Raw genomic sequence first — 19602 nt, forward strand, 5'->3', positions numbered from 1 at the left:
AGGTGGTGATGAAGTGCTTGTGAAACAAAAAGGCATCATTATAAAAGCAGTTGATTATGGTGAGTCTGACAAAATCATTACCATCTTAAATGAGCACGGGGCCAAGGTGCCATTAATGGTACGTCGCGCTAAAAAGGTCAAATCCGGCTTGCAAGCAACAACGCAAATCTTTGTCCAAGGTTTGTTTATTTATAATCAATGGAAAGGGATGGGGACGCTCACTTCTGTCGACGTCCTCAATCTCAATTATGAACTCCGCCAAGACATTTTTGCACATAGTTATGCGAGTTTGTGTTTGGAAACAGTTGATCGTGCGATGGAAGCAGATGAAATCAATCCAGGTATGTATCAGTTATTGAATTTTTCTTTTGAGCGTCTTCAAGAGGGTGTTTCACCTCAACTTATTGCAAATATTGTCATGTTAAAATGTATGCCACGCTTTGGTTTTGATATTGATTTATCAAAATGTGTGCTGACTGACACTACCAATCCAGCACAGCTGACACATTTTAGTTTTAAATATGACGGTATTATCGCATCGGAAGTCACATATCGTGATCCTCATGCATTGCCTTTATCGAATAAAACGATTTATTTAACCTATGTATTAAAAGATTTGCCATTAGGAAAAATCAAATCGTTACGAATTCAAGATGGAATTGTAGAGGAAATGTCGAAGTTCATTTTGCTGTTGTACAAAGAATATGCAGGTATGTATTTTAAAAGCCAACGCTTGATTAATCAGTTGAACCGGTTACAAGTGACCGATTTAGCGGAAGATTGAAATGTTCCAACGATCACTATAAAAAACCCTCGTCCGATGATACAACTCATATATCGGACGAGGGTTTTTATAAAGTTGATTAGAATTTCACTTTTTCTGCTAAAAATGCATTGAGTTCGCTAATAGGCATACGGACTTGTTCCATTGAGTCACGGTCACGTACAGTGACTTGTTGATCTTCTAATGAATCAAAGTCAAATGTAATACAGTATGGTGTACCGATTTCGTCTTGACGGCGGTAACGTTTACCAATAGATTGTGATTCGTCAAAATCGACTACAAAATCTTCACTGAGCTGTTCGTATACTTTAATTGCATCCGCTGATAATTTTTTACTTAATGGTAATACAGCTGCTTTATAAGGTGCAATGGCAGGGTGGAAGTGAAGCACCGTACGTGCATCTTTGCTTCCTTCAACACCTTCTTCATCATAGGCATCACATAAAAATGCTAATGTTACACGGTCTGCCCCTAATGATGGCTCGATACAATACGGAATATACTTTTCATTCGTTTCAGGATCATGATAGCTGAAATCTTCTCCAGAATGCTCACTATGTTTTTTCAAGTCAAAGTCTGTACGACTCGCGATACCCCATAGTTCACCCCAACCGAATGGGAAGCGATATTCGATATCTGTTGTTGCATTGGAGTAGTGAGACAATTCATCTTCATCATGATCACGTAAACGCGTATTTTCTTTGTTAAGACCTAAACTTTCAAGCCAATTTGCCGCAAAGTCTTTCCAGTAGTTTTGCCATTCAATTTCTGTACCTGGTTTACAGAAGAATTCAAGTTCCATTTGTTCGAATTCACGTGTACGGAAAATGAAGTTACCTGGTGTGATTTCGTTACGGAATGATTTACCAATTTGACCGATACCAAATGGTAATTTTTTACGCATAGAACGTTGAACATTTTTGTAGTTCACGAAAATACCTTGCGCTGTTTCTGGACGTAAAAAGATTTCGTTAGTAGAATCTTCAGTAACACCTTGGAATGTTTTGAACATTAAGTTGAACTGACGGATGTCTGTCCAATTTGCAGTACCACTGACAGGACAAGTAATGCCTTCTTCGTCAATAATACGTTTCATTTCATCAAAACTTAAACCATCCGCGATAAAGTTTTCGTCACCTTTCACGTTCGCCATATAATCTTCAATCAACTTGTCCGCACGATAACGAATTTTACTGTCTTTGTTATCAATCATTGGATCGTTGAAGTTACCTAAATGACCAGATGCTTCCCAAGTTTTAGGATTCATTAAAATAGCAGCATCTAATCCCACGTTATATGGAGATTGTGTGATGAATTTTTTCCACCATGCTTTTTTTACATTGTTTTTAAGTTCAACACCTAGTGGACCGTAATCCCATGTGTTTGCTAAACCACCATAAATTTCACTGCCAGGAAATACAAACCCTCTGTGCTTAGCCAGTTGTACAATCGTATCCATGTTTTTCTTTTCCATATTTTACACTCCTTAAAAATTAAAAAAATCCCAAGCCAAAGAATAAACTTTGCCTTGGGACGAATTATTAGAATAATCCGCGGTTCCACCCAAATTAGTGTAGCCACTCACTTTTATTTAAATTAATTGTTTCGCCAATTCAAAGTGTTAAGCTTTCACCGTCCTTAACTCGCTTTAATTTTAATTTTAAATTATACGAAAAAGAAAGGCAAGGAAAAACATAATTGTCTGATAATCCATAACAAGTTATAATGGAAAATGTATTCAATAAATAGATGCATTTGATTGACGCCTGACGATGAATGTTGATTTTCAATAGCTATCGTGTTAAATCGTTATGCGAAAGGATTGAAATTAAAATGCAGTCAGTTCGAGTAACAAATCATAATACGAGATGTAAAAAATATAGTGCTAATATGAAAAAGGGGGCACTTCTGCTATTTAATTAGCATAACCACTTTAATAAGTTGGTTTTAAATAGACAGAGACTCTGATAGAACTCAATCCAAGACAAGAACATATTGTTGAAATAGTCAAATCTGATGGACCCATTACCGGAGAAAAAATTGCTGAACAATTGAATTTAACACGTGCAACATTACGACCAGATCTTGCTATTTTAACGATGGCAGGATTTCTAGAGGCAAGACCGCGCGTCGGTTATTTTTATTCCGGTAAATCAAGTTCGCAACTTTTGACCGAAAAATTCAAAAAATATATTGTTAAAGACTACCAATCTCAGCCCGTCATTTTAAGAAGTAATGTAACCGTTTATGAAGCAATCTGCTCTATTTTTATTGAAGATGTAGGTACATTGTTTATCGTAAATGAAGAAAATGAACTCGTTGGCGTATGCTCTAGAAAAGATTTGCTCAGAGCGTCGATGGCAGGTCAAGATATTCATACGATGCCCGTCAATATTATTATGACGCGTATGCCCAATATTGTTTTACTTAGAGAGAACGATCTTGTGCTTTATGCTGCAAGGCAAATGATTCTTAAAGAAATCGACTCAATACCTATTGTAAGAGAAAAAGATAACGGCAAATTTGAAGTCACTGGCCGTATCTCCAAAACGACGATTACAAAATTATTTGTATCGTTGTTCGATTAGTAGGAGGATAATCTATGACGAATGTAAAAATCATTATTGCTTCTGATTCAGTCGGGGAAACTGCTGAATTAGTCGCAAAAGCGTGTATGTCTCAATTTAATTATAGCGATTGTTCAAATCATATTCTTCGCTATCCTTATATTGAAACCAAAGAAAATATAGATGAAGTCATAGCGGTAGCTAGAGAAGTAGACTCTATTATTATCTATACACTTGTACGACCAGATATTAGAGCGTATATCCAAGAAAACATTGACAACTATGGCCTCAAGTCTGTTGACGTCATGGGACCAATGCTGAATGTTATGGAAGATACATTCCATAAAAAGCCACTGAATGAGCCGGGTGTCGTTCATAAATTAGACGAAGATTACTTTAAAAAGATTGAAGCAATGGAATTTGCAGTAAAATATGATGACTGTAAAGATCCAAAAGGTTTACCCAAAGCGGATATCGTACTTATCGGTATCTCCCGTACATCAAAAACACCTATCTCTCAATATTTAGCGCATAAACGTTATAAAGTAATGAATGTGCCAATTGTACCCGAAGTGACGCCACCAGAGGCATTATTTGAAGTGGATCCGAAAAAGTGTGTGGCACTTAAAATTAATTCAGATAAATTAAACGCAATTCGAAAAGAGCGATTAAAGCAGCTCGGTTTATCTGATTCCGCACGTTATGCAACTGATCAACGGATTGCTGAAGAGTTAACGTATTTCAATCAAATTGTTGAACGTATTGGTTGTCCAGTGTTAGATGTTTCCAACAAAGCGATTGAGGAAACAGCGAATAATATCATTCAAATCATTGAGCATAATCATTCCTTTACGAGTGAATAAATTGTATAATGTTACAACTGTATAAATTGTATCTATAACAAAGAGATGAATGGTAATACAAGGTGATGACATGAGAATACCACAAAACACGATTGAAGAAATTAAGCAACAATCAGACATACTCGACATTGTGAGTGAATATGTAAAGCTTGAAAAAAGAGGGCGCAATTATATCGGTTTGTGTCCTTTTCATGATGAGAAGACGCCTTCGTTTACTGTTTCTGAAGATAAACAAATTTGTCATTGCTTCGGCTGCAAAAAGGGCGGCAATGTCTTTCAGTTTATACAAGAAATAGAAAACATATCTTTTACTGAAGCTGTACAACATCTCGGTGAACGCGTTAATATTAAGGTTGATATTGGTGAAACGAATGATGATATGCATATCGCTTCTGATGATTTGAAAATGATTCAAATGCATGAAGAGATATTGTCATATTATCATTATTTGTTGAAAAAAACGGTTGAAGGTGAACAGGCTTTAAATTATTTATATGAACGTGGTTTTACAGATGATATGATTGATGCACGTAAAATTGGCTTTGCACCGGACTCATCACATTTTGCCACGGACTTTATGGAAAAGAAAGGCTATGATTTACAGCTTGGCTATGAAGCTGGTATTTTGTCTCGAAATGACAATGACTTCAATTATTACGACCGTTTTCGCAATCGTATCATTTTTCCACTTGCTAATGCACAAGGGCGCATTGTTGGCTATTCTGGACGTACGTATACTGGCCAAGAACCTAAATATTTGAATAGTCCAGAATCACCAATTTTCCAAAAAAGAAAATTACTTTACAACTTATCTGAAGCACGTAAAAGCATTAGACAACAAGATGAAGTGGTGCTACTTGAAGGTTTTATGGATGTCATTAAAGCCGATGATGCAGGTCTAAAAAATGTGGTAGCAAGTATGGGTACACAGTTGTCAAATGAACATATCACATTTCTAAAGAAGCTCTGTAGCAATGTGACATTGATGTTTGATGGTGACTTCGCCGGCATAGAAGCAACAATGAAAATAGGTCAACAGCTGTTACAACAACAGTTTAACGTCTATGTTGTTCAATTGCCCTCAAAAATGGACCCAGATGAATATATAATGAAATACGGTGCTGAGAAGTTTCATACATTTGTAAACTCTGAGAAAAAAGCATTTGTCAGCTTTAAACTCCAGCAACATCAACATGAAATTCAAAATAATGATTTGGCTTATGAAAAGTATTATCATTCGTTTATTGAAGATGCATCTTTAATTTCTTCTCATATTTTAAGAAATAAAGTCGTACAAAATGCTTCAGACGTGTTTAAAGTCAGTGCAGATAGTCTAAATAAGGAAGTAGAACGAGTTCACCCACAACAGCATTTTGAACAAGTTGGACCTGCTCCGATACAAACAACGCAGTGGATGCAACATAACAAATATGAAAAGGCTGAACGTGCTATTTTAAAACATTTCATCATGGATAAAGAAGTATTTCTAAGTTTTTATCAAGATATTGACGAAACAGACTTTACAAATGAATATTTTAAACGTATATTTATTATCTTACGAGAATTTTATTCAAAATTTGATTCGTTTACGATGAGCGAATTTATCACGTATATAGATCACGATATGTTAAAAGAAGTGTTGATATATTTATGGGATTATCCACTTAACCGAGAACCGTTTGAAAATGAAATCGCTGATTATATTCAAGTGATGACAGAACATCGCTATTCTGAATCAATTGAAGAACTCCACGAAAAATTACGTGAAGCGACACGTGTTGGAGATATCGTATCTCAAAAGTACTATTTAGAGATGATTGTAAATAAAAATAGAGCTAGATTGAAGAGTCAAGAATAATTTTGGGAGGCCTTTTTATGTCAGATAACCAGGTAAAAGTAATTAAAAAAGAAACCATCGATCCGACACTCACATTAGAAGATGTAAAAAAACAACTTATTGAAAAAGGTAAAAAAGAAGGTCATCTAAGTCATGAAGAGGTAGCAGATAAATTACAGAATTTTGATATGGATTCTGACCAGATGGATGAATTTTTCGACATGATTAACGATAATGACATTCAACTCGTTAATGAAAAAGACAGTTCTGATACTGACGATAAATTGAATCCTAATGATTTAAGTGCACCTCCAGGCGTTAAGATTAATGACCCTGTTCGTATGTATTTAAAAGAAATTGGTCGTGTAGACTTGTTAAGTGCGCAAGAAGAAATCGAACTTGCAAAACGAATTGAACAAGGTGACGAAGTGGCTAAAGCACGTTTAGCTGAAGCAAACTTACGTCTTGTAGTCAGCATTGCCAAACGTTATGTCGGTCGTGGCATGCTATTTTTAGATTTAATTCAAGAAGGTAATATGGGCCTCATCAAAGCAGTAGAAAAATTCGACTTTAGTAAAGGGTTCAAGTTTTCTACTTACGCGACTTGGTGGATTCGACAAGCGATTACACGTGCGATTGCAGACCAAGCACGTACAATTCGTATTCCAGTGCATATGGTTGAAACGATTAACAAACTGATTCGTGTTCAACGTCAATTACTACAAGATTTAGGTCGTGATCCTGCACCTGAAGAAATTGGTGAAGAAATGGATTTACCACCAGAAAAAGTAAGAGAAATTCTTAAAATTGCGCAAGAACCTGTCTCATTAGAAACACCAATTGGCGAAGAAGACGATAGCCATCTTGGAGACTTTATTGAAGACCAAGAAGCACAAAGCCCATCTGACCATGCGGCTTATGAATTATTAAAAGAGCAGTTGGAAGATGTACTCGATACTTTAACTGACCGTGAAGAAAATGTTTTACGTTTACGTTTTGGTTTAGATGATGGTCGTACACGTACGCTTGAAGAAGTAGGGAAAGTATTCGGCGTAACACGTGAACGTATTCGTCAAATCGAAGCAAAAGCATTACGTAAGTTAAGACATCCAAGTCGAAGCAAACGCTTAAAAGACTTTATGGACTAATACAAAAGAAAGGGATGGCGACAGAGGATGTCCCATTCCTTTTTATTTTGATTTTAATAAATGAAGGAGAAACATGATGATTCCTATTAATAAACGATTGGATAAAGTAAGCGAATATATCCAAGGTGAGGTGCTTGCAGACATCGGTTCTGACCATGCGTTTTTGCCCATTTATTGTATTCAAAATGGGACCATTCAACGTGCCATTGCTGGTGAAGTCATTAAAGGGCCCTATGAGTCTGCACTCAAGAATGTCACGACACATGGCTTTCAACAACAAATCGATGTCCGCTTAGGTAATGGCTTGACGATATTACAACCGACAGACAGTGTGGATACTGTCACAATTTGTGGTATGGGTGGTCCGCTTATTACACGCATTTTGACTGAGGGTATCACACATATTCCAAATCAGCCGAGATTAGTTCTTCAATCGAATATTCAAAGTGAACCGATTCGTCGCTTTTTACAACAACACGGCTATTGCATAACAACTGAAGCGTTAGTGAAAGAACGCGCACATATTTATGAAATTATCGTGGCTGATCCTGGCAATATGGAATTATCTGACAGAGATTTTAAATTTGGCCCGTTTTTACACCCAAAACCGAATACATTATTTGTAGAAAAATGGGAACGTGAATTAGAAGCATTAGCAGATATTAAACAACAACTAGATCCTGAAAAACATCATCATCGTTATCGTGAAATTGAAACTCAAGAAAACGACATTAAAGAGGTGTTATCACAGTGAAATTACATGAATTGTTATCGATATTAAATCAAGAAGTGCCGTTTCATACTGCTGAATCTTGGGATAATGTAGGTTTATTAATCGGGGACAAGCAAAGTGAAGTTAACGGTATTTTAACAACATTAGATTGTACTTTAGAGGTTGTAGAAGAAGCGATTAACCAAAATATTAACACGATTATTGCGCATCATCCATTAATTTTTAAAGGTGTCAAAAGCATCACAGAAGATGGTGGGTACGGATCGATTTTATATCGACTCATTCAAAATAAGATGAATCTCATTGCATTACATACGAACCTAGATGTACATCCTAAAGGTGTTAATGCGATGTTGGCTGATAAGATCGGTTTAAAACATTACGAAGTGTTAGATAGGCAAGCAACATCTTATCTTAAAGTACAAGTATTCATTCCAAAAGCCAATGCAAAGACTTTCAAAGATACTTTAGCTGAACATGGTTTGGCGACTGAAGGCAATTATGAGTATTGCTTCTTCAATACTGATGGAGAGGGTCAATTCAAACCAGTAGAAAAAGCAAACCCACATATTGGGCAAATTGGCGATATTGAAACGGTCAATGAGTTGAAAATTGAATTTATGATTCACAGTGGTCAAATGACATTCGTCCAACAACTCATCGAAGACAATCATCCTTATGAAACACCTGTCTATGATTTCATACCAATGAAAAAAATGAGCCAGTATGGCCTTGGCATGATAGGTGAATTGCCAGAAACGCAATCAGTTGAGAGCTTTGTACAGTCCGTCAAACAAGCACTTCACATGCCTAGTGTGCGTTATATCGGCGATCCTAAAGCAACCATTCAACGTGTCGCAATCATAGGTGGGGCAGGTATCGGTTTTGAAAATCTTGCACACCAACGTGGCGCAGACCTTTTTATCACTGGAGATATTAAACATCACGAAGCGTTAGATGCGAAAACGGCGGGAATTAATTTATTGGATATTAATCATTATAGTGAATATGTGATGAAAGAGGGATTAATCACATTATTGGAAGATTGGTTGGCAGAAGCAGGTGCGACAATACCGATGAAAGCTTCAAGTGTACACACCGATCCTTATGATTATATGTAAACTGTGTTCATCAGAATATACAGTCACAATTGATTTACTATTTAAAAAAGTGATGAAATGTGATGAATAACAAATTTTTGATGAAACAATTTTAAAAACGAGAAAGGGATTGGGATATTAAGTTTTCCCAATCCCTTTTCTATTTATGGACTTATATTAGTTAATGATGATAATATCGTCGAAAAATTGGGATGAATTGGACATAAAAACATTGGATGATATGGGGTGTTTTCATTTCATAAACTTGCCCTAAGTGACTGCACTTGATGTAAGGTTGCTAGAAAGACCAGCCTCTAAGAAAGCGAAGCCTTGAGGGCAATTAGAAACACAATTCATAGCGAAAGGGCAAGTTAAATAAAATAATGTATCGATAGCGTCAATTTTTTGTGTTTAGCCCTTTTCGTTGATTGAGCATTCTTACTCCATAATTTTAACAGGCTTTGCTTTTTTGATTTTAGGCAAGATTTTTTCAACCGGTACATGAGATTCAGTCACATGTGTTTCAGGGTTCATTGGATCATAATCTTTTAAGAAATTAATCACTTCTTTAACAATAGGTGTAGGGGTAGATGCGCCTGCAGTGACGGCTACAGTTTCCACACCATTCAACCAGTTCAAGTCAAGTTGTGATAAGTCAGCAATACGATAAGAATTCGTATGTGCAATATCCTTAGACACTTGAGCAAGGCGATTTGAATTGTTACTCTTAGGGTCGCCAACAACGATAAGTAAATCTGCTGCACCCGCTTGATCGGCAACGGCTTCTTGACGCACTTGAGTGGCTTGACAAATCTCTTTATGCTGTTCAACATGAGGGAATCGCTCTTGTAAATCATCCATTAGATGTGAGACATCCCATTGTGACATCGTCGTTTGATTCGTCACGATTAAAGGATAGTCATTCAGTGTATCTGGCAATGCTTCAACATCTTCTTTCGTTTCAACCAAATAAACGATATCAGGTGCGACACCCACAGCTCCCTCTGGCTCCGGATGTCCTTTTTTACCAATATAGACAACATGATAGCCCTGTGCTTTTTTATCTCGAATAAGTTGATGTGTATTTTCAACATCAGGACACGTTGCATCAATGCATGTTAATCCTTTATCTCTAGCGCGCTTTTTAACTTCTGGTGACACACCGTGAGCAGTAAAGATCACTGTTCCTTCATTAATTTGTTCTAATATTTCTAAACGATTCGGTCCGTCTAATGTAATAATTCCATCTGATTCAAAAGCATCTGTCACGTGTTTATTATGCACAATCATTCCTAATATATATATCGGACGAGGTAAGTTAGGATCAAGTGACGCATTTCGCGCAATCACCATCGCATCCACCACACCATAACAATATCCACGGGGGGTAATTTTAATGATTTCCATTCTGAAAGCGAACCTCCTTTAATAACTTATTATAACAATTGCACAGCATTTTTAAAATTAATACACAACAGCCAATTTGTAAAGTCAAGTACATTAAAAATCAAAAACATTCACTTGCATGTTTTCATTAATCATAAATTCCTTTATAATATAGAGACGAATCTTTAAGGAGGCCAAACCATGGCAAAGCATCCATTTGACCAATTTCGTTTTGATTCAACTTTAATTGAAGCAATAACGGCATTAAATTTTAAACAACCGACAGAAATACAACAACGTGTTATCCCAAAAATTATGAAACAAGTCAATCTGATTGGTCAATCACAAACGGGAACAGGTAAATCACATGCGTTTCTTTTACCACTCTTCCAACAAATCGATCCAGACATTCACGAGCCACAATCTATCGTTGTAGCACCAACACGTGAACTTGCAACACAATTATACCAAGCAGCTATACAATTAAGTGAATATAAAACAGGAATTAAAGTGAGTCTATTTATCGGTGGTACGGACTTTGAAAAGGATAAACAAAAAACAACAGTCCAACCTCAACTGATTATTGGGACACCAACGCGTATTAACGATTTGGCTAAAATTGGTGCACTCCACGTACATCTTGCACAGTATTTAGTTATTGACGAGGCAGATTTAATGATCGATTTAGGCTTAATTGAAGAAGTCGATCAAATTGCTGCAAAATTAGACGATGACGCAAAAATGGCTGTATTTAGTGCAACCATTCCCAAATCACTACATCCGTTCTTAAATAAATATTTAGAACACCCAGAATTTGTCGAAGTGAAAAGCGAGACAAAAAATAAGAAAAGCATCGAATTTTACCTCATACCTACAAAAGGTGCACAAAAAATCGAAAAAGCTGTAGCGCTATTTGATATGTTGAATCCATATTTAGCGATTATCTTCTGTAATAGTAGAGATAATGCGAATCAGCTTGCCAAGGAACTTGAACTTCAAGGCATTCAAGTAGGGATGATTCATGGTGGTTTATCGCCACGTGAACGTAAACAGCAAATGAAGCGTATTCGTAATCTTGAGTTCCAATATGTTATTGCGAGTGACCTTGCTTCACGGGGAATTGATATCGAAGGCGTTAGTCATGTCATTAACTTTGACGTCCCTAAAGATATTGATTTCTTTACCCACCGTGTCGGCCGTACAGGTAGAGGGAATTATAAAGGTGTGGCGATTACACTTTATACACCTGAAGAAGATCATTTAATTGCGGCTATTGAAAATAAAGGTTATCATTTTGAAAATGTGGATATTAAAGATGGCGAATTAAAGCCAATTAAAGCCCATAACACACGACAATTACGTCAAAAACAAGATGATCATATTACTCAAAAAGTAAAGCATAAAGTGAAGCGTAATACGAAAAAGAAAGTGAAACCGGGCTATAAAAAGAAATACAAACAAGAACTCGAGCAATTGAAACGCCAAGAGAAACGTCAATTTAGTCGTACAAAAAAGCGTCAATCTCGAAAAAATAGTTCATCATAAAGGATAGGATAAATATGTTATTAGGATCACATGTGTCTATGAGCGGTAAGAAAATGTTAGAAGCCTCAGCTGAAGAAGCGCATCAATATGGTGCTTCAACATTTATGATTTACACAGGGGCACCTCAAAATACACGTCGTAAACCGATAGAAGAATTAAATATTGAAGCAGGCCGTAAAGCAATGGAACGTTACAATCTTTCAAATATTGTTGTGCACGCGCCTTATATAATTAATATTGCAAATACACAAAAACCTGAAGTATTTGAGTTAGGTGTTAACTTTTTACAAAATGAAATTGAACGTACTGAAGCGCTCGGTGCAAAAGATATTGTGTTACATCCAGGCGCACATGTCGGCGCAGGAGCTGAAGTAGGTATTAAACGTATTATCGAAGGTTTGAATGAAGTACTTACGAATCAAAACGATGTTCGAATTGCTTTAGAAACGATGGCAGGTAAAGGTTCAGAAATTGGTAGAACTTTTGAAGAAATCGCACAAATTATCGATGGTGTCACACATAATGAACGCTTATCTGTCTGTCTCGATACATGTCATATTCACGATGCTGGATATGACGTTGTGAACGATTTTGATGGGGTTTTAAATGAATTTGACCGCATTATTGGTGTGGACCGCATCAAAGTGGTACACGTCAACGATAGTAAAAACCCAATTTCAGCACATAAAGACCGTCATGAAAATATCGGTTTTGGTCATATCGGTTTTGATGCGTTAAATTACGTTGTACATCACGATCAATTTAAAGACATCCCTAAAATTTTAGAAACACCTTATGTGGGTGAAGATAAGAAAAACAAGAAGCCACCCTATCGTTTTGAAATTGAAGCCTTTAAAAATGAAACGTTTGACCCAGAAATGAAAACTAAAATTTTATCACAAGTTTAATAAAATCTTTAAAACAGCTGTATCTGTACTCAGATAGGGTTGTTTTTATTTATATTACGCTGTGTCACTTACTTTCTCACTTTAAACCCAACGATTTTGTGTTATAATTAGAAAGTCTTATCGTAAAGATTACTATTTACATTTCTATAGTGGCGCGTTATATTTATAGATTGAGGTGAAAAAATGTCACAACCTGTATTTGAACTTAAAAATATTGATTTCTTTTACGAACATAAAAAAGTGCTAGAAAATATTAATATTCGCATTCATAATGGTCAATTTTTAGCAATTGTCGGTCCAAATGGCGCAGGTAAATCAACATTGCTTAAATTGATATTGGGTATTTTACCCATTCAAAAAGGTGAGATTTATATCGACGGAGAATCTTACAATAAAAAATTAACAACTGATAAAATTAGTTATGTGTCACAAAAAGCCTCTTCTGTCACTGCAGGCTTCCCAGCAACTGTCAAAGAGGTGGTCTTGAGCGGCCTGACACGTAAGAAGAAATTGTTTAAGTGGTTTAATAAAGAAGACGATCAGAAAGTGGACCAAGTATTAGAACGATTGAACATCTCAGCATTAAAACATAAAAATATCGCACAGCTTTCTGGTGGACAACAGCAGCGTGTACTCATCGCACGTGCATTAGTGTCTGATCCAGCTGTACTCGTGTTAGATGAACCTACAAATGGTATCGATGCCAAACATGTGGGTGAATTTTACGAAACATTAAGCCACCTCAAACAAGAAGGTGTGACGATTATTCTAGTGACACATGATATCGGTGTTGTTGCAGATACAGCTACTGATGTGGCTTGTTTAAATAAGCATCTTCATTTCCATGGTGCAGTCAGTGAATTTAAATCATTAGATGAAGTTGAAATATCAAAAATCTATGGTCATCCCATTAAATTTGTAGACCATAAACATGATAGGGATTGTTGTGTATGATTGATGCAATATTAAATTTTGAATTTATCAGATACTCATTTATTAGCGGTATACTCATCGGGTTGATTGCGCCACTCATTGGGACATTTATCGTAGTAAGGCGTCTGTCCTTGATTGCCGATGCATTGAGTCACGTCACGTTAGGCGGCATATCATTCGGGATGTTTTTGATGACACTTTCACCACTTTTTGCATTTGTAAATCCGATTTGGACGGGGATTCTATTTTCAATTATCGGTGCATTATTAATTGAATATTTAAGAACGTCATATAAAAATTATCAAGAAATTGCGATTCCGATTATTATGAGCACTGGGATTGGTTTAAGTGCCATTTTTATCTCATTGGCAAAAGGGTTTAATCAAGAACTCGTAGGCTTATTATTTGGTTCGATCAGTGCAGTTTCCATCAGTGATTTAATTACCATTGTAACGATTGCTGTTTTAGTCTTAGCTTTCATTATGTTGTTTTATAAAGAATTGTTCATCCTGTCTTTCGATACAGAGTACAGCCAAGTGATTGGGATTCCGAAATGGATACAATTCTTGTTTATTGTTATCGTGGCGCTTGTGATTTCTGCATCAATGCGTGTCATCGGTGTGTTGTTAGTGAGTGCGCTCATCACGCTCCCAGTTGCGATTGCAATGCGTTGGACAAAAGGGTTTAAACAATTTATATTAATAAGTATCATTATCGGAGAATTTTCAGTTATTTTAGGGCTAGTTACAGCGTTTTATTTAAATATCTCACCTGGTGGAATTATCGTAGTGATTTTAGTCATCATGTTAGGTTTAACACTTTTCTATCAGTCCTTTGTTACTGGGAAACTAAAAGGAGTGAAACGTAATGAAAATGGAAGAAGCCATTCAAATATTGAAAGATAATGGACATAAATATACAGATAAACGTCGAGACATGATTGAGATGTTTATCAACGAGGATAAATACATTAATGCCAAAACTGTCCAACAACAAATGAACAATCATTATCCAGGTATTTCATTTGATACGATTTATCGTAATCTCCATCTGTTTAAAACTTTGGGTATTATCGAGGGAACTGAGTTAGATGGGGAAATGAAATTTCGTGCGGCATGTACGTCACATCACCATCATCATTTTATTTGTACCGTTTGTGGTGATACGAAAGTGATTGATTTTTGTCCAATGACAGAAATTAGAGCCTCATTGCCTAATGTAGAGATTGAAATGCATAAATTAGAAGTATACGGTATGTGTGAAAAATGTAAGTAAGTAAAAGGCACACCATGTTGATTTAAATTGAACATGGCGTGCCTTTTTTGTATTCATGACGTTACTAACTAACTGAGGATATTTCCTCTTACAATGCGTGGTCACTTGCTTAAGTAAACTAAGAAATAAATTGACCGTGAACATCTATCTACTTGTAACAGTAATAGGAAAGCGTTGAGCCGTTTAAAATGATCATATCACTACAGAACAACATGACTTTTGATTCAATCATGATGTGTTGAATGAAAAAAGCCTCCCACGAATGTAGGAAGCTCTTTGTGAAATATTTTAATTTAAATGGTGATAAGTGATCGATTAATTTTGTGCCGCTTCTTGTTTCTTGTTCTCTTCCCATTCAGCTGCTAATTTATCAATTTCCATCTTCAATTCATCTACCATAGTCTCTTCAGGTACTTTTCGTACAGTTTTACCTTTCATGAAAAGTAATCCCTCGCCACGAGCGCCGGCAATACCGATATCCGCTTCACGTGCTTCACCTGGTCCATTAACAGCACAGCCTAAAACAGCCACTTTTAATGGAATTTGTAGTTTTTCGATGTATTCTTCAACTTCATTTGCGATTGAAATGAGGTCAATTTCAATACGTCCACAAGTCGGACACGCAATCAATGTTGCTGCATTACTTGCAAGTCCAAATGATTTTAGCAATGATTTCGCTACTTTCACTTCTTCAACAGGGTCTGCTGATAATGAAATACGCATTGTGTTTCCAATACCTAAAGATAAAATCGCGCCTAAACCTGCTGAAGATTTCACTGTACCATTAAACAACGTACCACTTTCTGTAATCCCTAAATGTAATGGATAGTCGAAAGCTTTTGCTGCTTTAGTATAGGCTTCAATAGCTAAATTAACGTCACTCGCTTTCATAGAGACGATAATGTCGTGGAAATCGAGTTCTTCTAAAATTTTGATATGATGTAAAGCACTCTCTACCATACCATCTGCAGTAGGGTATCCATATTTTTTTAAGATGTGTTTTTCTAATGAGCCCGCATTGACACCAATACGAATCGGAATACCTTTAGCTTTACATGCTTCAACTACAGCTTCAACTTTTTCACGTCTACCAATATTCCCTGGATTGATACGAATTTTATCCGCACCATTTTCGATCGCGATTAACGCCAGTTTATAATTAAAATGAATATCGACAACGAGTGGAATATTAATTTGCGCTTTTATATCTTTAATTGCATGTGCGTCCTCCTCATTAGGACAAGCAACACGTACAATTTGACAACCTGCTTCTTCTAATCGCTTAATTTCAGCTACTGTTGCCTCAACATCGTGAGTTTTAGTCGTTGTCATACTTTGGATAACAACTTCGTCTGCACCACCAATTGTTAGATCACCAACTTTAACTGGTCGCGTATTTTTACGATGTGTTATTTCAGCCATGTTAGGAACTCCTTTATAAATAATTTTAACTTGAAAATGCACTTCTCAGAGACCATTAATCAACGTTATTTCATATTATACAATATGCGCGTGTGTTTATTCAAAACAATATGTTTAAAACGACGTAAAAAAATTCACCATATCGTTAATTTTTTCAGGGTTGTCATTACGTTTCAGACTTTTGGAGTATTTTGAATGACAATGTTTAAAATTCCGAGAAATGAGCTATAATATATAGTGTAATTCTTAAAACGATTACACAACAGTTACCTTTAAGCAAATTGATTGATTAAAGGCACAAAGTTGATACAATAAATATGGAATCAAATTTAGGAGGATGATTAATTATGGCTTTTGAACTACCAAAATTACCTTATTCTTATGATGCATTAGAACCACACATTGATAAAGAAACTATGGAAATCCATCACAGTAAGCATCATAACACTTACGTAACGAAATTAAATGCTGCTGTTGAAGGTACTGAATTTGAAAATAAATCATTAGAAGATTTAATTGCAAACTTAAATAGTGTACCTGAAAACATTCGTACAGCGGTACGTAATAATGGTGGCGGTCACTTAAATCACTCTATTTTCTGGCAACTTTTAACACCTAACTCAGAAGAAAAAGGTGAAGTTGTAGATAAAATCAAAGAACAATGGGGTTCTTTAGATGAATTTAAAAACGAATTTGCGGATAAAGCAGCAGCACGTTTCGGTTCAGGTTGGGCTTGGCTTGTTGTCAATAACGGCAAATTAGAAATCGTTACAACAGCAAACCAAGACAGTCCATTAACTGACGGATTATCACCAATCTTAGCATTAGACGTATGGGAACATGCGTATTATCTTAAATACCAAAACAAACGTCCAGACTACATTGCTTCATTCTGGAATGTTGTAAACTGGGAAAAAGTAGACGAGTTCTACAAAGCTGCAAAATAATATTAAAGTTTCACGCTGTATATGTGAAACCTATATGTGAGGCTAGGCAATGTCATGTTGCTTAGTCTCTTTTTTATATCACTTATCATCGCGATCTATAAGTTGAACAGATGACTTGTGACACGTTAATTCATGAATCTCACACATCATCAACTAAGGTGTTATCTACACGCTGCTACAGTGAGGGGGGGACATTAAAAAAATGGCTGAAAGCGCATAATATCAAGGGTTATGCGCTTTTTTATTTTGCCTGAAAATGCTATTGAATACGTTTTGAATACGTTACGTTAAAAATTGATGTAATTTGCGAACTTCTCAGCTACATTATCACGTTGTTTTTCTGTTACGTGAGCGTAAATGTTCATGGTTGTTTGTATATCGCTATGACCGAGACGATTTTGAACTTCTTGTACAGATAAACCCGCTTCAAACAAAAGTGAGCAGTGCGTGTGTCTAAAGCCGTGTACTTTTATACGTTTAAAATCATGTCGTTCACACAGGAGTTTCAATGTATCGAATATAAATTTAATATTAAGCGGTTTATTATTGCTAACGTTAGTAAATACATATTGCGATTTATTCATAGTATTGTGACCATATTTGAAAGATTCTTCTTGCTGGTACCTCTTCCACCCCTTCAATATATCAAGTGTTGTGCTATCAATACTTATTTCTCGTATTGATTTTTTAGTTTTAGGCGGTTGAATAATATAACCGTTTTCAACTTTTGACCACGTTTTGTTAATTGAAAGTGTTGCCTTATTAAAGTCTATATCTTGCCATTGTAGCGCCAGCAACTCCCCGCGTCGCATTCCTGTAAATGCTAATGTTCTGAAAATAGCATGATACAGTGGCTTATATTCAGTAAATGAAAGAAACTTCTTTAACTCACCACTTGTGTAGTATAGAGCTGTTTCGTTGTTGCTGGCATTCTCTTTTTTTCGTGGCGTCTTTGTGTGTGTAAATGGATTATCGGCAATCACTTTTAAAGTCACAGCATAGTCAAGTACCATTTTTGCATACGTTTTATAATGTTGTACTTGCTTATATTTTTCATTCCATTCATTCAATACTTTTTGACAATATGACACAGTAATTTTTTTAACTGGTACATTCTCAAAATACGGTAATACCCCGCATTTTAACACATTCACAGTTTTTAAATATGTGCTTTCTCTTACAGTGTTCTTGTATTGCTCCAACCACAAATCAAACACCTGTTTAAACGTTGTTATATCGTTATTTAAAAAGCCACTTTTGTCAACTTCCGTTTGTAGTCGTGCCTCAGCAATCTTTGCGTCTCTTTCAGTCTTGAAGCCCCGTCTAGTTGTCCGCTTCTGTTTACCTGTAATGGGGTCGGTACCTAAATAGGCCACGAACATGTAGGCAGTTGAACCGTCTCTTTTTTTGTACTTCTTAATCATGAATATCAATCCTTTCAGCCCGCACGCGTGAGATTGGATTGACACGCCGTTACGGAATGGCTACCGCGTGGCGTGATGATTCTATAAAGATTTAATAGTATTTTAGAAAATCGTTTGTAATAACAAATGTAGCTCCATCAATAAGATGGTATTTATATGTCAGCGAATCGAGTGCATCATTAGGGTCAATATGTTCTAAAATAAATTCTTTATATCTTTCTATTAGATTTTTGTAAATTAACTTTTTAAACTCTTTTGGAATTGTGTTGAAAATACTAATTAATTCTTGCATTTGAGTATCATTAGTTTGAATGGACAACATTATGTCCTGAAATGGAAAGGACGTAATTACAGTATTTTCTACAATTATTTTTGAGTCTATTTTTTGTTTTCTCCCTTCAATATCAATGTCTAATAATAAATCAACATCAAACTTTATCCTATACTCACCACTATCAAGACTCCAATCATCAACTATGTCTATCTTGTCATCTTCATAGAATGTTACATCAATATCTATAGGGATATAATCAAAGAATTCGCAAGGAGTTATATCTAAATAACGACAAATTTTGTTAATTGTATTCATTTGTAACATTTCACTATTGTTTGAAGCTGTATTGGTGATTGTATTCCGTGATATGCCTGTTTCTTTAGAAATACGAACAATTTTTATGTCTCTTTCGAAAAGTAATTCAGCAAGTCTATTTCCTGTCTCTTATACACATCT

17 protein-coding genes and 1 pseudogene are annotated in these 19602 nt (G+C 35.8%); 13 read left to right on the top strand and 5 right to left on the bottom strand.

What is annotated here, in order from left to right:
• The first annotated feature begins 13 nt into the window (after positions 1–13).
• Positions 14–784: a DNA repair protein RecO gene (gene recO / locus CD138_RS09785; RefSeq protein ID WP_019168661.1), complete on the top strand. Its 771-nt coding sequence runs from the start codon at positions 14–16 to the stop codon at positions 782–784.
• 79 nt (positions 785–863) lie between these two features.
• Here recO and CD138_RS09790 read toward each other — a convergent pair whose 3' ends face one another.
• Positions 864–2258: a glycine--tRNA ligase gene (locus tag CD138_RS09790; RefSeq protein WP_019165206.1), complete on the bottom strand. Its 1395-nt coding sequence runs from the start codon at positions 2256–2258 to the stop codon at positions 864–866.
• A 493-nt stretch (positions 2259–2751) separates the two neighbouring features.
• Between CD138_RS09790 and ccpN the strand changes: the two genes are divergently transcribed.
• From ccpN to CD138_RS09820, 6 genes are all read left to right on the top strand, one after another.
• Positions 2752–3372, top strand: coding sequence for a transcriptional regulator CcpN (gene ccpN, locus CD138_RS09795; RefSeq protein ID WP_026066858.1), 621 nt, complete (start codon positions 2752–2754; stop codon positions 3370–3372).
• A gap of 14 nt (positions 3373–3386) precedes the next feature.
• On the top strand, positions 3387–4214 hold the full coding sequence (locus CD138_RS09800; RefSeq protein WP_019168663.1) for a pyruvate, water dikinase regulatory protein: 828 nt from the start codon (positions 3387–3389) through the stop codon (positions 4212–4214).
• A gap of 70 nt (positions 4215–4284) precedes the next feature.
• Complete coding sequence (dnaG, locus tag CD138_RS09805) at positions 4285–6072, top strand: DNA primase (RefSeq protein WP_026066859.1); 1788 nt, start codon at positions 4285–4287, stop codon at positions 6070–6072.
• Positions 6073–6089: 17 nt separating this feature from the next.
• Complete coding sequence (gene rpoD / locus CD138_RS09810) at positions 6090–7199, top strand: RNA polymerase sigma factor RpoD (protein WP_019165210.1); 1110 nt, start codon at positions 6090–6092, stop codon at positions 7197–7199.
• 76 nt (positions 7200–7275) lie between these two features.
• Positions 7276–7953 carry a tRNA (adenine(22)-N(1))-methyltransferase gene (locus tag CD138_RS09815; RefSeq protein WP_019168665.1) on the top strand — a complete coding sequence of 226 codons (678 nt, stop codon included), beginning with the start codon at positions 7276–7278 and terminating at the stop codon, positions 7951–7953.
• Positions 7950–9053, top strand: coding sequence for a Nif3-like dinuclear metal center hexameric protein (locus tag CD138_RS09820; protein ID WP_019168666.1), 1104 nt, complete (start codon positions 7950–7952; stop codon positions 9051–9053). The genes CD138_RS09815 and CD138_RS09820 overlap by 4 nt, the downstream gene beginning before the upstream one ends.
• A 417-nt stretch (positions 9054–9470) precedes the next feature.
• On the opposite strand, the gene CD138_RS09825 is transcribed toward CD138_RS09820, so the two are convergent.
• A complete protein-coding gene (locus tag CD138_RS09825; protein ID WP_019168667.1) occupies positions 9471–10439 on the bottom strand; it encodes a 4-hydroxy-3-methylbut-2-enyl diphosphate reductase in 969 nt (322 codons plus the stop codon).
• A 180-nt stretch (positions 10440–10619) separates the two neighbouring features.
• On the opposite strand from CD138_RS09825, the gene CD138_RS09830 reads away from it, so the two are divergent.
• The 5 genes from CD138_RS09830 (at position 10620) to CD138_RS09850 (ending at position 15079) form a co-directional block, all read left to right on the top strand.
• Positions 10620–11963 carry a DEAD/DEAH box helicase gene (locus CD138_RS09830; protein ID WP_019168668.1) on the top strand — a complete coding sequence of 448 codons (1344 nt, stop codon included), beginning with the start codon at positions 10620–10622 and terminating at the stop codon, positions 11961–11963.
• A gap of 14 nt (positions 11964–11977) precedes the next feature.
• A complete protein-coding gene (locus CD138_RS09835) occupies positions 11978–12871 on the top strand; it encodes a deoxyribonuclease IV (RefSeq protein ID WP_019168669.1) in 894 nt (297 codons plus the stop codon).
• A 183-nt stretch (positions 12872–13054) separates the two neighbouring features.
• Positions 13055–13825, top strand: a complete 771-nt coding sequence (locus tag CD138_RS09840) for a metal ABC transporter ATP-binding protein (RefSeq protein WP_019168670.1) — start codon at positions 13055–13057, stop codon at positions 13823–13825.
• Positions 13822–14709, top strand: coding sequence for a metal ABC transporter permease (locus CD138_RS09845; RefSeq protein ID WP_019168671.1), 888 nt, complete (start codon positions 13822–13824; stop codon positions 14707–14709). Before CD138_RS09840 ends, CD138_RS09845 begins: the two co-directional genes overlap by 4 nt.
• Positions 14672–15079, top strand: coding sequence for a Fur family transcriptional regulator (locus tag CD138_RS09850; protein ID WP_019168672.1), 408 nt, complete (start codon positions 14672–14674; stop codon positions 15077–15079). Before CD138_RS09845 ends, CD138_RS09850 begins: the two co-directional genes overlap by 38 nt.
• Before the next feature lie 315 nt (positions 15080–15394).
• On the opposite strand, the gene ispG is transcribed toward CD138_RS09850, so the two are convergent.
• Complete coding sequence (ispG, locus tag CD138_RS09855; RefSeq protein WP_014613804.1) at positions 15395–16501, bottom strand: flavodoxin-dependent (E)-4-hydroxy-3-methylbut-2-enyl-diphosphate synthase; 1107 nt, start codon at positions 16499–16501, stop codon at positions 15395–15397.
• A gap of 347 nt (positions 16502–16848) precedes the next feature.
• On the opposite strand from ispG, the gene CD138_RS09860 reads away from it, so the two are divergent.
• Positions 16849–17448: a superoxide dismutase gene (locus CD138_RS09860; RefSeq protein WP_019168673.1), complete on the top strand. Its 600-nt coding sequence runs from the start codon at positions 16849–16851 to the stop codon at positions 17446–17448.
• A 287-nt stretch (positions 17449–17735) separates the two neighbouring features.
• On the opposite strand, the gene CD138_RS09865 is transcribed toward CD138_RS09860, so the two are convergent.
• Positions 17736–18872, bottom strand: coding sequence for a site-specific integrase (locus CD138_RS09865; RefSeq protein ID WP_019168674.1), 1137 nt, complete (start codon positions 18870–18872; stop codon positions 17736–17738).
• A 91-nt stretch (positions 18873–18963) separates the two neighbouring features.
• Positions 18964–19566, bottom strand: a pseudogene (locus CD138_RS09870) (helix-turn-helix domain-containing protein); the annotation flags it as partial.
• Between the last annotated feature and the right edge of the window lie 36 nt (positions 19567–19602).

This window comes from Staphylococcus intermedius NCTC 11048, assembly GCF_002902385.1.
Taxonomy (GTDB): domain Bacteria; phylum Bacillota; class Bacilli; order Staphylococcales; family Staphylococcaceae; genus Staphylococcus; species Staphylococcus intermedius.